Here is a 13,759-nt window from a genome sequence, read left to right as displayed (position 1 = left end):
CCCGGTGGAGCGATCCGCCGGGCAGTTTTGTTGGCAGGTCAGAGATCGAAAACCAGCCAAACAGGCATTGCCTAACCGTCACCCCGGACTTGATCCGGGGTCCCGCTTCTTTTCTCGGCCTAAGACAGAAAAGCGGGATCCCGGGTCAAGCCCGGGATGACGGGGTCTCTATAGGTTTGGCACGGTGCAAGACCCCCGCCGCCACTGCCACTGGCACGCATGACGCGCCCAGCAGCCATATCGCGCCGGCATAGCTGCCGGTCCACTGCGCCAGTACCCCGGCCAGGCCAGGCCCTAACGCGGCAAGGCCGGCGAGCGTCCAGCACAGGGCGAGGCCGGCGGTGCCGGTTTCGTGCCCGAACCATTCCATGAGCAGTACCGTGACCGCCATGGCGACAAGGGCCGAGCCCACGCCGAACAGCGGCACAAAGCCCCAGTTGACCATCAGCGCACCGCCTTGAGCCAGCGCGCCCATGCCCAGCGCCGTCGCCAACAGCGACAGCGCCAGCAGCCGCGCCGCGCGGACATGGCGCAGGGCAAAGCCGGCAAGGCCGGTGCCCAGCGCGCCAAGCAGGCCTTGCAGCGCGAGCACCCGCGCCACGGCGCCCGCGGTCCACCCCAGCGCCGGGGAAAGATGCGCCGGCGCAACGCTGAGCGCGGTCATGATCACGGCTTGCGAAAGGACCATGGCACTGGCGAGCACGGCAAAGCGCAGGCCCAGCAACGGTCGCCACCAGCCAGCCGCGCGCGGGGCATCGGGCAAGGCAGGCACCGGCGGATCGCGCAGCACAGCAAGCAGCAGCAGCGCCAGGCCCAACGCCAGGCCGCAAGTGCCGCGCCAATAGCCCAGGCCATCGGCGATCAGTTCCTGGCCCAGGGCCGGCCCGGCAGCATTGCCGAGCGCACCGATCATCAGATAGAGGCCCAGCACGTGATTGGTGCGCGGCCCCGACCAGCCCGCGATCATCGCATAGGCCGGGGTATTGGCGAGCAGGGAAAAGCCCGCGCCCACCAGCGCCATGGCCGGCAGCAGCAGGGCAAGGCCGCTGGCAAGGCCCGCCAGCGCCAGGCCAGCCGCCATGACCAGCGCGCCGCCGGTCATCGTCAGGCGCCCGCCAATCCGCGTGATCAGCCAGACGGGCAGGGTGGCCCCGGCGCTGGCCCCCACGATCACCGTGGTAAAGGCTGCGCCCAGCGCGGCGGGCCCCAGGTGCAGGGCCTGGCCCGTGGCAAACAGCGCCAGCCCCATGCCGGCAAAGACGATGCCCTGGCCCAGGAACAGCGCCAGCGACACGGCCAGCGCCACCATGCCTTCACGCGTGGTGAAGGCGTGGTGGCCGGCGCTCATTCCGGCTTTTCGCCCAGGATTTGCACGCGATAGCCCGAGCGCACCTGCGGGAAATAGTCCCAGATCGCCGAATGCTGCGCACAGCGGTTGTCCCAGAACGCGATCGAATGCGGCTGCCAGCGAAACCGGCACTGGAACATCGGATGCTGCACGTGTTCATAAAGATAGGTCAGGATCGCGCGGCTCTCGATCGCGGGCACGCCCTCGATATGGGTGGTGAAGCCACGGTTCACATAGATGCACTTCTTGCCCGTCACCGGGTGGGTGCGGATCACCGGATGGCTGTGGCGCGGCAGCTTCATGCCTTCGGGCGTGATCCCGCCAAAGCCGACCACGGCATCGTGCACGGCGGTTAGCCCCGAAAGATAGGCCTTCATGCGGTCAGACAGCGCGTCATAGGCGGCATACATGTTGGAAAACACCGTATCGCCGCCGACGGGTGGCATGGTGTGGAGATAGAGGATCGAGCCCATTGGCGGGGCTTCATCGCAGCTCATGTCGGAATGCCAGTCTTCGCCGGCCACGAACGTGCTGTTTTCATCGGCGTGGATGATGGTCACTTCCGGGTGGCCGGGCACCTGCCAGGGCGCGGTGCTGGGCGCGATGTGCACGCCGCCGAAATAGTTGGCCAGGCGGATATGGTCTTCGTGGGCGATCGGCTGATCGCGGAAGAACAACACCAGCCGATCGGCCATGGCGGCTTTCAGCTCGGCCACCTGCGCGTCGGGCAGGGGCCGGGTCAGATCGAGGCCAGAGACTTCCCCGCCGATCGCCGGGGTCACATTACGTACCGTTATCGTTTCATAGGCCATGGGAATGCTTGCCTTTGTCAAAGGATCGGCCAGGCCATGCGCAGCGGCAGGCCCGACCTGGAAACCAGCGCTTGCGCGGCGTCTTGCGCCTGCGCCAGCAGTTGTTCTTCATCGATAGTGGTGCAGCGCCCAGCGTCGACCACGCGGCGGCCATCGACCCACACGCTGTGCACGCCGCGCCCATCGGCAGACCACACCAGTTGTTGCACCGGGTTGTGCAGCGGCATCCATTCCGGGCGGCGGGTATCGTGCAGCACCAGGTCTGCCCGTGCGCCCACGGCCAGCGTGCCCACCTGCCCTTCCAGGCCCATGGCGCGCGCGCCGTTGACGGTGAGCATTTCCAGCGCGCTTTCGGCCGGGAACAGCGCAGTGTCGCCGCGCGCATCCTTCCACAGGCCGGCCATCAGGCGGGCAGAGGGCATCAGATCGTGTCGGTCGCCGCCATCGGTGCCGATCGCGATGGTGACACCGGCCGCAGCCATTTCGGGAAACAGCCCGCGCGTGGTGGCCTGATAGCCGCCTTTGAGCGAGGCTTCCGGGCAGTGGACCACATGCGTGCCGCTTTGCGCCAGCAGGGCCACTTCGCGTTCATCGACATGCACCATGTGGACCAGCGACAGGTGATCGCCCAGCACGCCAAGGTCTGCCAGCCATTCCACCGGGCGCTTGCCGGTGTTGGCCAGATACCATTCCGGGTCACCGGCGGCGGGTGCCATATGGGCAGAAATGCGCAAGCCGCGCGCCCGCGCGATGGCGGTGGCCGCCTGCCACAGCTCGGCAGTATTGGTCATGTGCCCGACCAGCAGCGGCCAGGCGGCGATCAGGCGCCCGTCATCGGGCCAGGCGGCCAGATCGGCGCCAAACGCGTCGAGCGCGGCCTGGGTCAGCGCGGCCTGGTCCTCGCCAGGAGCAAACGCGCGGTCCATGCACCAGCGGCCGATGCGTCCGCGAATGCCTGTGCCCTCCAGCGCCTCGGCCACGGCCTCGAACGCGATCAGTGTGCCGGCTTCGAGAAAGGTGGTCGTGCCGGTCTTGAGCATGGCCAGCACCGCCAGCCGCGCGGCAATGGCCTGCTCTTGCGCACTATGCCCCTGATACAGCGGGATCACCCATTGGTTCAGCCCTTCGTCAAAGGGCAGCGCCTCGGGCAGGAAATTGCGGATCAGGGTTTCGGTCAGATGCACGTGCGCATTGACGAAGCCGGGCGTGGCGACAAAGCCGCGCGCATCGATCACCTCGCGCGGCGCAACCATGGCGGCCACCTCTGCGCTGGGCCCCACGGCCACGATGCGGCCCTGTGCCATGGCCACCGCGCCATCGCGGATCACGCGGCGTTGCGCATCCATCGTCACCAGCATGGCGCCGGTGACCAGGGTATCGACCGCCTGCATCCTAGCCGAACCGGAAGGCAGAGATATCGGCCATCATCACGTTGTCGGTAAAGTCGCGCTGGCCCGGCGCATCGGCGGCGGCACCTGCTGCCACCATCAGCGGGATGAGATGCTCTTCGCGCGGGTGGCTTTGCCGACCGGCCGGTGCGCTGGCCCACTGGCGCAGGGACTGCCAGCGCTGTTCGGGCGGGCTTTCGATCGCCTGGGTAAGCCAGGCATCGAACGTGGCCGAAGGCTGCGTGGCGGCGGGCGAAAAGAACGCGCGCATGTTGTGGAAGCTCATGCCCGAACCCACGATCAGCACGCCCTCGTCGCGCAGCGCAGCAAGGGCGCGGCCACAGCGCAGGTGCTCCTCGGGATCAAGATCGCGCTTGAGCGACAGCGGCACCACGGGAATATCCGCCTCGGGCGTGACCAGCAGGAACGGGATGAACACGCCATGGTCGAACCCGCGCGCGGCATCGGTGCGTGCCGGCAGCCCTTCGGCCTGGATCAGCGCGACAATCCGCTCGGCAAGCGCAGGTGCGCCCGGCGCGGGAAACTTCAATTCATAGGTGTGTGACGGAAAGCCATAGTAATCATAGATCATGCCCGGTGCAGGCGCGGTAGAGACGGTGAAGGCATCTTCTTCCCAATGCCCGGATATGACCACGATGCCCTTTGGTTTTTCCGGCAGGCTCGCGATCAGACCCTTGAGATAGCCGGCGGTCTTGTCCCAGGCGTCGGCCGGCCCACCCATTGCGCGCCAGTCCATGAAAAAGCAGGGGCCGCCGCCATGGGGAATGAACAGGCTGGGCATCCGGGTGGCGGAATCGGGCATGAGGTCGCTTGGCTCCTTGCGCATCGGCACTATCGTGGCATCGTCGTTCCGGGCTTTGCCCCGAAAGGTCCGCTCGATGATGGCACGCTGATCGGCCTCGACCTAGCGGGGCAGGGGTTCCCCGTCTTGACGGCCCGCGCAAGCAATTTTGCAAGGCGCGCGTGTTGCCAAGGCCAAGTGCATGATAAACAGGTCTTGGTGGCGCTGCCAAATTGATGCCGGGCGCCCTCGTTGTTGCGAGCGGGCCTCTATGCTTGGCAAGCGCGCCGGCGTGGGGTCTGATAGCCGCGCCATTCACTATCCGGGACTCGCCGCGCACCATGCCTTCTGCGCCCAGCTATCAGGCGGCCAAGGTCGCCATCGCCGCCACCATCGCCAACACCTTGTGCATGACCGCGGCGATTTCCGCCACGATCGGCGTGTTTCTGGTGCCGATCGCACAGGATTTCGGCTGGCCGCGCGCCGGTGTTTCGGGCGTGCTCGGGCTGATTTCGGTGATCAGCGCGATCAGCTATCCGCTGATCGGCCGCGCGATGGACCGGTTTGGCGCGCGCTGGCTGCTGCTGGCGGGCAATCTCGGCCTGGCGGTGGGCATCCTGCTGGTGTCGCGCGCCGATGGCACGATGCTCGATTTCTACTGGCGCTTCGCCGTGGTCGGGCTGTTCGGCACCATGGCGGCCACAGGCATGGTCAGCAAGGTGGTGTCGAACTGGTTCGATGCACGGCGCGGGCTGATGCTGGGGATTACGGCGGGCGTGGGCAATGGCCTGGGCGCCACGATCATGCCAATCGTGGCCGGCGTGGTCCTGTCCAGCCATGGCTGGCGCATGGGCTATGTGGTGATCGGGCTGATCGTGGCGCTGGCCGCGCCGTTCATCGCGCTATGGATGCGCGATGCGCCACCCGCTGCGGCCAGTGATAGCCATGCCATATCCCCGCTCGCCAGCGGCATGAGCCTGGGCCAGGCCGCGCGCACCGGTACATTCTGGCTGATGCTGGTGGCGGTGGCGGCCGGCGCCGGCGGGATGACCGCGATGTTCACCCATGTCGTGCCGATCCTCATGGGCCATGGTGTGTCGCTGGCGCAGGCCACCGGCGTGGTGGTGGTCTTTGCCCTGGTCACGGCGGGCTGGCAGGTGGTGACCGGCGGGCTGCTCGATCGATTTCGCACCCCGCGCCTGATCCTGCCGATGTATGCCAGTGCCATGGCCGGCATGCTGATCCTGCAGTTTTCCACCGGCAGCCTGGCGATCATCACCGCCGGCGCGTTGCTCGGCATCGGCATGGGGGCGGAATATGCCGCGCTGTCGTATTTCGTGTCGCGCTATTTCGGGCTGCGCCACTTCGGCACGATCGTCGGTGCATTCTATGCTGTCGTTGCGTTCATCCAGGGCGTGGCGCCGATGCTGATGGACATGAGCTTTGACCGCAGCGGCACTTATGTCGTGGCGACGCTCGCCATCGTCGGTGCATTGGCACTGGGCATGGTTCTGCTGGCGCTCTTGCCGCACCCCGACCGCTTTGCTGCCAGCGCGCCAGACGCGCGCCCGGCCGCAGACAGCGCCACGGGCGATCTGGTGCTCGCCTGATGGCAGTCGTCGTTTTCGGATCGATCAACCGCGATCTGGTCATGCGCGTGCCGCACCTGCCGCTTGCCGGGGAAACGGTTGCGGCCACCAGCTATGACCTGCTGCCCGGTGGCAAGGGTGCCAACCAGGCAGTCGCCGCCGCACGCCAGGGCGTTCCCACGGTGATGCTGGGCGCGGTGGGTGATGATGCCCATGGCGTGGCGATGCTCGATGCCCTGGCTCAGGCCGGCGTGGGCACCGGCGCGGTGGCGCGGCTGCCTGGCCCAACCGGGCTTGCGCATGTCTTCGTGTCTGACGCGGGCGAGAACCAGATCGTGATCGTGGCGGGCGCCAATGCCGCGCTTCCCGCACCGACAAACTTTCCCGTTGGTGCCGCCCTGGCCGTGGCCCAGGCCGAAGTGCCGGCTGAGGCCGTGGCCCGCTTTCTGACCCTGGCGCGCGAGGCTGGCGCACGCACGCTCTACAATGCCGCGCCAGCCACGGCCGAAGGGCGTGCAATCCTGCCGCTGGCCGATATCCTGGTGGTCAACGAAACCGAGCTGGCGTTCTTCCTGGGCGAAGGCGTGCCGGAGGGAGACATCGCCCTGGCGGGGGCCGCGCGCCGGCTGATGGCGCGCGCGGGGCAGTGGGTGATCGTCACGCTGGGCGGGGCCGGCGTGCTGGCCGAAGGGCCGAACGGCACGATCCGCCTGCCTGCGCGGGCCGTGCCGGTGGTGGATACGACCGGCGCGGGTGATACCTTCTGTGGCGTGCTGGCCGCGCGGCTGGCGGAAGGTGAAACCATGGCCCACGCGCTGACTGTGGCGGTGGTTGCGGCCGGAATCTCGGTGCAGCGCCTGGGTGCTGCCGCCTCGATGCCCACGCGGGCAGAGGTGGACGAGGGCCTGGCCGGATAGGGCGCGCAAGGGCGGGGCTTCGACAAGCTCAGCCCGAACGGTATTCATAAACCTGCTTCCCCGTTCGCCCTGAGCCTGTCGAAGGGCGTTGGCACGTCACCCAAATCCACGCGCGAAAAGCGCCGGAAAGCCAAGGCTCTCCGGCGCTTCCTGTGCGACCCTTGGCAGGGCTTACTGTGGGTCTTTGGCCACGCCCTTGGCGGGGAACATGTCGCGGTTGATCCGCGCGTGCACGCCCAGCGTGCCGTCCACCACCTGGGTCACGCCGAAATCGGCGGCCACGCTCATCAGCGAATAGGCATCGTTCTTCGACAGGCCGACTTGTTCGCTCAGCAGGTGGAGCATGTCGAGCGAGGCGTTCTTCATCGCCGCATCGAGATCTTCGCCAAATCCGTGGACGATCCAGTGCTTGGGCGTTTCCAGCAGCGGCGAGGGGAAATCGAAATCCTTGCGCAGGATGATCTGGAACAGGCAGTTGAGCGAGCTTTCGATCGCAGTGCCGGAAATCTCGCCATCGCCTTGGCTGACATGCGGATCGCCGATGGAAAAGAGGCCGCCCTTGACCTGGCACTTGTAATACATCGTTGCGCCGGCGCCGATGCGCCAGTTGTCGATATTGCCGCCATGCAGGCCTGGGGGAATCGTGCTGACCGGCTCGTTCACCGCCGGGGCCACGCCGGCCGTGCCCAGGTGCGGGCGGGCCGGGATGGTCACACCCGGCAGGGCGGGCTGGCGATCGCACACCGGGCAGTTGGTGATCGTGCCAGGCACCAGGTACTTCCCCGGAAAATCATAGGCATAGAGCGCGCTGGCGGTTTGCGTGGTGGGATCGAGTTGGTAGATCGTCACCCGCTCCTTTTCGTCGAACTCCTGATAGAGGTGGCCCCAGTTGGCCGCGAGGTTGGAGCCATAGTTGTTGCGTGGCACCATCTGGAGATAGCGCACCTCCAGCATGTCTCCCGGCTCGGCGCCTTCGACAAAGATCGGCCCGGTCATGATGTGCACGCCCGGCGCGCGGGTGGTGGGATCGATCTGGGTGAAGATCTGCTCCACGCCATCATCGAACATCAGTTCGGGCGCATCGCCGGCATGGTGGGTGATCGCTTCGGCATGCACCAGATCGCCGCTCTTGATCGTCAGGGCCGGCTTGATCGTGGGCGAGAAATAGCCCCAGTGCACGGTCTCGGGCGTGGCTTTCAGATAGTGCAGGGCGCCGGGCGCCGTAGCCGTCCGCTGCTGACCGTGGGTGCAGACCAAACTCATGCGTGTGCCTCGTTTCGATGGGTATCAGGACGCCTTGGTTGTCGGGCCAATGCTGCGCTGCGGTCTTGTTTGCGCGCGCCCTATGACTTGGCCGCGCCGCGCACGGATCAACAATCGGTGCGCCCAGGTCCAAGCCGGGCGGGGGCGCGCCTTGCCACAAGGTGGCGATTGACCCTGCTGGCCAAGGAAAGGCGCTGCCAATGCCCAACACCCTGATTTTCGTCGATATGCCTGCCGATGACCCGGCCGCCGCAGCCCGATTCTATGCCGAGGTGTTCGGCTGGCAGAACGATGAAAAGCCGGCCGGGGTCTATCACCGCATGGTGCCGGGCGGGCAGTTCAAGAACCCCGATGGCAGCGACAGCGCGATCGGCAACCTGCACCTGGGCATCTTTGCCGCAGCCAATGCCCGGCCGCACCCAGAACCGGCCGGTGTTGCCCCGCGCGATCTGGCGAGCGACGGGCGCAAGCCGCGCATCTGGATCCTGATCAGCGACGATGACAGTGCCGATCGCATCCTGGCCGCGGCGGAGGAACGCGGCGCCACGATCCTGTGGCGCAATCACTATTGGTCCACTTTCAACGGCTATAACCATGCCTTCCAGGACCCGTGGGGCAACGAAATCCTGCTGTGGGGCAAGGCCGGGGCCGATCCGCAGGTGCCGGCAGACTTTACCCGCGAATGAAGGCGGCGGCGGGGGACGCAAATCCCCCGCCAATTGTGTTCTTCATTATTGTTGCGGCGCAGCATGGCTTGGCGCAGACTGCGCAGCACCCCACGCTCAACAATTCGTGCTGCCCGGCTCAAGACCAGCGGCCTGCGACACCGCTAAACAGAGCTTCGATCCAGCCCGTTTCAGGAGTTTGCGCCCGTGACCCTCGTTACCGACAGCTTCATCCGCTCGCTTGAGAGTTCGGCGACCGACCTCGCCGAGGCGGAGACCCTGCCGCCCGAGTGCTATACCAGCGCGGAATTCTATGCGTTCGAGAAAGAGGCGCTCTACAACCACGAATGGCTGTGCGTGGGCCGCGCCGATTGGGTGGCCAAGCCGGGCGACTATTTCTCCACCCGCGTGATTGGCGAGCCGATCCTGGTATCGCGCACGCTGGATGGGGAAATCCGCGCGATGTCGGCCGTGTGCCAGCACCGCGCGATGCTGGTGGCCGAAGGGCACGGCAATGCACGCGGTTTCCTGTGCCCCTATCACCACTGGAGCTACAACCTGGATGGCAAGCTGGTCGCCGCCCCGGCGATGAGCAAGACCTGCAATTTCGACAAGGCGCAATACAGCCTGCCCACGTTCAAGGTGGAACTGTGGAACGGCTTCATCTTCATCAACTTTGATGCCGATGCCGCCCCGCTGGCGCCGCGCCTGACGGCCGTGGCCGAGGCCATCGCCGGCTATGACCTGGCAGGGACCGAAGGGCCGCGCCCCGATCCGGCGCCGACCTTGCCGTGGAACTGGAAGGTCATGTTCGAAAACAACAACGATGGCTATCATGCCAGCCGGCTGCACCACGGCCCGCTGCACGATTTCGTGCCATCGGGCCTGGCGGTGTTTCCCGATAGCGACCCGGCCGATGGCGGCTTCCTGCGCTTCAACGGCACGCTGCACGCCGATGCCAGCTTCAACGCCACGCAAAAGGCCGTGCTGCCGGTGTTCCCCGGCCTGTCTGACGAAGCGCGCATGCGCATGACCTTTGCCAACATCCCGCCCACGCTCAGCCTGGTGATGATGAGCGACATGGTGATCTATCTGATCCTGCGGCCCAATGGCCCGGAATCGCTGGAGATGGACACCGGCTTCCTGTTTGCGCCGGGCGCGATGGCCGACCCCGCCTTCGATCACAAGCTCGACATGAACATCCGCGCCTCGGGCCATATCATCGCGCAGGATCTGCATGTCGATGAACTGGTGCAGCAGGGCCTGCGCTCGCGCTTTGCCCCGCGCGGGCGCTATTCCTGGCAGGAAGGCGCGCAAGGCCAGTTCAACAAGTGGCTGGTGCACCGCTATCGCGCCACGCACCAGCGCCTGGCAGCCCGGGAAATGACCCAGGCCTGACCCGATCCGGGGCACGCTTTGTTTGCGGTGCAGCATTGCGTGTCATCACAGATGGCGTAAGGTGGTTGCCAGGCCGGCAACCATAAGCCGCGCCGCCATCAGGGTCGATCAACCTAGGGGGCAAGCCGTTGCGCTTTACCACCAATGCCTACCCGCGCGAGCAGCGCCACGACGCGTGGCGTTTTGCGCTGCAGCGTGTCAGCCTCGAAGTGCTTGGCACCGCTGAGGAACTCTATGGCGAGCTGGTAAGCTTCACCAGCGGCCAGGGCATCCAGTTCGTGCGCGTGACCGGCAATGGACAGCGCCTGGCGATCGACATGGCCCAGGATGCCCCCAGTTTCTGGCTGGTGCTGCTGTTGGAAGGGCGGCTGAGCGCGACCCAGGGCACCACCGCGATCGAACTGTCCGAAGGGGACATTCTCTATGGCGGTGGCTCTGCTCGCACGCAGATCGATCTGAACGGCGAACACCGCTTTCTGCTGGTCAAGGTGCCGCACGCGCTGCCGGCGCTGCGCTCGCGCTCGGCCCTGCCATCGCAGATCAGCAACCTGATTGCCGACGAGGCGATCGGCCGCATGCTCTCGGCGCTGCTGCGCTCGGTCGCCGATACCATCGTCGACGTGTCGGACGACCAGATCCGCCCGGTTGAGCTGGCGCTGCCCGAATTCATCGCCGCCACGCTGCTCGACAAGGCGCCGGTCAAGGAACTGGGCGGCGCGGCCGGCGCACGCGCGGCGATCCTCGAACGAGTGTTCCAGTCGATCGAAATGCGCCTGTCCGATCCCAATCTGTCGATCCACCAGATTGCGGCAGAGCACCGCATTTCCCCGCGCTATCTGCAGAAACTGTTCGAAAGCGCGGGCGAAAGCTTTAGCCAGTTCGTGAAATTCCGCCGGCTGGAACGCTGCCGGCTTGACCTGGGCAGCCCGCTGCACGCGCAGCGCTCCATTTCCGAAATCCTCTTTCAGTGGGGGTTCAACGACAGCGCCAGCTTCAGCCGCGCGTTCCGCGAACGCTATGGCATGAGCCCACGCGAATACCGCAAGGTCGGCGCCCTGCCGGACGAGTCGATCGAGGCGCCCCGGCGCGGGCGGCCCAGCGCGCAAAAGGATGCCCGGCCCGAAGAGCGCGAGGAAGCGCCTGCTGCCACCACGCTCGATCCTGCGGTAGAGGCCGATGGCCTGGTCGAGGACGTGCAGGTCGATGCCGCGCCGGGCGTGCGCCACCATGTGCTGCCGGTGCGCCCCGATACGATCCACTGGGGCTATTTCAGCAAGCATCTGAAACCCGCGCTGGAAGTCTGCTCGGGCGATTATGTCACGGTGGAAACCCTGACCCACCACGCCAACGATGACGCCGAACGCATGATCCATGGCGATCCGGCGGCAGAGGCGGTCTATCGCTGGACAGCCGAGGGCAAGGTGGTGGATCGGCGCGGGGCAGGGCCGCTCGATGCCTCGGTGCTGGGGCGTGGGCCGGGCGAGGGCTTTGGCGTGCATATCTGCACCGGCCCGATCGCCATTTCGGGGGCAGAGCCGGGCGACGTGGTGCAGGTGCGCATCCTCGATATCGATCCGCGCCCCAGCCGCAACCCGCGCTTTGCCGGGCGCGCCTTTGGCAGCAACGTGGCCGCCTATTGGGGATTTCACTATGCCGAACTGATCACGGAGCCGAAGCCGCGCGAAGTGATCACCATTTACGAGATCGAAAAGGGCGCCGGGCTGCCGCTGGCGCACGCGGTCTACAACTATCGCTGGACGCCGCAGAAAGACCCCTCGGGCGTGATCCACCCGATGTACGATTACCCCGGCGTGCCGGTGGACCCGGAAACGATCGAAAAGAACTTCAACGTGCTGCGCGATATCGAGATACCGGTGCGGCCGCATTTCGGCGTGGTGGCGCTCGCGCCGGCCCATGCCGATCTGGTCGATTCGGTGCCGCCGGCCAATTTCGGCGGCAATATCGACAACTGGCGCCTGGGGCCGGGGGCGAGTGTGTTCCTGCCGGTGGCAGTGCCTGGCGGCCTCTTGTCGCTGGGCGATCCCCACGCCAGCCAGGGCGATGGCGAACTGTGCGGCACGGCGATCGAATGCTCGATGACCGCCGTGATCCAGGTGATCCTGCACAAGGCCAAGGGCGCGCCGGCCCACGTGCGCGAGCTGGATTATCCGATGATCGAGACGCCCAGCGAATATGTGATCCTGGGCTTTTCCAACCCCGATTACCTGCGCGACCTGGGCGGCAAGGCGCAGAGCGAGGTTTACAAGCGATCATCGATCGATGCCGCAATGCGCGACGCTTTCCGCAAGGCGCGGCGCTTCCTGATGACCATCCGCGACCTGACCGAGGACGAGGCGATCTCGCTGCTCTCGGTTGGCGTCGATTTCGGGATCAGCCAGGTCGCCAACGGCAACTGGGGTGTGCATGCGGTGATCCGCAAGGCGCTGTTCACCAGCTGATCGAGGCGTTGCGGTGCGCTTCAAGGAAGCGGGACCCCGGATCAAGTCCGGGGTGACGTGGAAAGACATTCTTTCAGGCATCGTCACCCCGGACTTGATCCGGGGTCCCGCTATTTGCCGTCACAACGTTGCGATACCCGCTCGATCAGGGGGTCAGCACCGGCTCCGCCGCAATCGCCAGCGTATAGCCCTGCCAGCGATCGAATTGCCCAGCCAGTTCGCCCAATTCGTGTTCGGCATAGTGCAGCGCGTCGTCACCCAGCAGCAGCACCAGCGGTGGCTCGGGCTCATCCAGCGCGGCCAGGATTGCTTGCGCGGCCAGCGTGGGGCATCCTGGCTCGTTGCCGTGCTTGTCCTGCAGGATCTGGCGCGCAAGGTGGGCCGTGCCGGCATAATCGGCGATGACTGGATCGGCGCCGGGCAGGCGTTCGGCGGAAAAGGCGGTGCGCAATCCGCCGGGCGCCACATTGGTCACCTTGATGCCGAGCGGCGCCACTTCCTGCGCCAGGGTGCGGCCGATGCATTCCAGCGCAAACTTGGTGGCGCCATAGATCGCCGTGCCATGCCAGGCCGCCAGGCCCGAAACCGAGGTGATGTTGACGATGTGCCCGGCGCGGCGGGCGCGCATGGCGGGAAGCGCGGCCTTGATCACCGCCATCGGGCCGAACACGTTGACATCGAACAGCGCGCGCGCATCGGCCAGGCTGGTTTCCTCCACCGCGCCGGTAAAGCCGCGCCCAGCGTTGTTGACCACGTAATCAAGCGGGCCAACCAGTCCTTGCGCGGTGCGGATCACCACCTGCACGGCGGCTTCGTCGGTCACGTCCAGCTTCATCGCATGGGCGCGGCCGGGGGCAAGGGCAGTGAACATTTCCGCGTCGGCCTGCGCGCGCACTGTGCCTACCACGGCATCGCCACGCCCCAGCGCGGCGCGGGCCAGGGCCAGACCCAGGCCCGAACTGACGCCGGTGATGAACCAGTTTGCCATGCGCATTCCTTCTGTTGGTTTGCGCCAAGGCTAGTTGGATGTGGCGGGCGCGTCTTGCCGTGGCGCGCATGGATTTGTGCACCAGCGCCGGAGTTCATGCGCTGCACAAACCTTCGTGCGCGTGGTGACA

11 protein-coding genes are annotated in these 13,759 nt (G+C 66.3%); 5 read left to right on the top strand and 6 right to left on the bottom strand.

The features are described from left to right. Positions 1-145 precede the first annotated feature (145 nt). Genes IP65_RS01340 through IP65_RS01325 form a run of 4 tightly spaced genes read right to left on the bottom strand, consistent with a single transcriptional unit; the run spans position 146 to position 4,371 of the window. Complete coding sequence (locus tag IP65_RS01340; RefSeq protein WP_054130503.1) at positions 146-1,348, bottom strand: MFS transporter; 1,203 nt, start codon at positions 1,346-1,348, stop codon at positions 146-148. Next, positions 1,345-2,160 carry a TauD/TfdA family dioxygenase gene (locus IP65_RS01335; protein WP_054130502.1) on the bottom strand — a complete coding sequence of 272 codons (816 nt, stop codon included), beginning with the start codon at positions 2,158-2,160 and terminating at the stop codon, positions 1,345-1,347. The genes IP65_RS01340 and IP65_RS01335 overlap by 4 nt, the downstream gene beginning before the upstream one ends. A 17-nt stretch (positions 2,161-2,177) precedes the next feature. Continuing rightward, positions 2,178-3,551 carry an amidohydrolase family protein gene (locus tag IP65_RS01330; protein ID WP_054130501.1) on the bottom strand — a complete coding sequence of 458 codons (1,374 nt, stop codon included), beginning with the start codon at positions 3,549-3,551 and terminating at the stop codon, positions 2,178-2,180. A gap of 1 nt (position 3,552) precedes the next feature. Further along, on the bottom strand, positions 3,553-4,371 hold the full coding sequence (locus IP65_RS01325) for a class III extradiol ring-cleavage dioxygenase (protein ID WP_054130857.1): 819 nt from the start codon (positions 4,369-4,371) through the stop codon (positions 3,553-3,555). Between the two features lie 320 nt (positions 4,372-4,691). Here IP65_RS01325 and IP65_RS01320 point away from each other — a divergent pair, with 320 nt between their 5' ends. Beyond that, positions 4,692-5,960, top strand: a complete 1,269-nt coding sequence (locus tag IP65_RS01320; RefSeq protein WP_054130500.1) for an MFS transporter — start codon at positions 4,692-4,694, stop codon at positions 5,958-5,960. Then, positions 5,960-6,856 (top strand): ribokinase, encoded by an 897-nt coding sequence (locus IP65_RS01315; RefSeq protein ID WP_054130499.1) that lies wholly within the window; start codon positions 5,960-5,962, stop codon positions 6,854-6,856. Before IP65_RS01320 ends, IP65_RS01315 begins: the two co-directional genes overlap by 1 nt. 171 nt (positions 6,857-7,027) lie before the next feature. Here IP65_RS01315 and IP65_RS01310 read toward each other — a convergent pair whose 3' ends face one another. Beyond that, a complete protein-coding gene (locus IP65_RS01310; RefSeq protein WP_054130498.1) occupies positions 7,028-8,119 on the bottom strand; it encodes an acetamidase/formamidase family protein in 1,092 nt (363 codons plus the stop codon). Between the two features lie 200 nt (positions 8,120-8,319). Between IP65_RS01310 and IP65_RS01305 the strand changes: the two genes are divergently transcribed. The 3 genes from IP65_RS01305 to IP65_RS01295 all read left to right on the top strand — a co-directional run bounded on the left by IP65_RS01305 (position 8,320) and on the right by IP65_RS01295 (position 12,641). Further along, on the top strand, positions 8,320-8,805 hold the full coding sequence (locus IP65_RS01305) for a VOC family protein (RefSeq protein ID WP_022676434.1): 486 nt from the start codon (positions 8,320-8,322) through the stop codon (positions 8,803-8,805). A 186-nt stretch (positions 8,806-8,991) separates the two neighbouring features. Continuing rightward, complete coding sequence (locus tag IP65_RS01300; RefSeq protein ID WP_054130497.1) at positions 8,992-10,182, top strand: aromatic ring-hydroxylating dioxygenase subunit alpha; 1,191 nt, start codon at positions 8,992-8,994, stop codon at positions 10,180-10,182. A 128-nt stretch (positions 10,183-10,310) separates the two neighbouring features. Next, a complete protein-coding gene (locus IP65_RS01295; RefSeq protein ID WP_054130496.1) occupies positions 10,311-12,641 on the top strand; it encodes an acetamidase/formamidase family protein in 2,331 nt (776 codons plus the stop codon). Between the two features lie 145 nt (positions 12,642-12,786). On the opposite strand, the gene IP65_RS01290 is transcribed toward IP65_RS01295, so the two are convergent. Further along, positions 12,787-13,629 (bottom strand): oxidoreductase, encoded by an 843-nt coding sequence (locus tag IP65_RS01290; protein ID WP_054130856.1) that lies wholly within the window; start codon positions 13,627-13,629, stop codon positions 12,787-12,789. Between the last annotated feature and the right edge of the window lie 130 nt (positions 13,630-13,759).

It is taken from the genome of Novosphingobium sp. AAP1, from assembly GCF_001295765.1.
Classification (GTDB): Bacteria; Pseudomonadota; Alphaproteobacteria; order Sphingomonadales; family Sphingomonadaceae; genus Novosphingobium; species Novosphingobium capsulatum.
The sequence above is the reverse complement of the archived record's forward strand: the minus strand, read 5'-3'. Positions and strand labels throughout refer to the sequence as shown.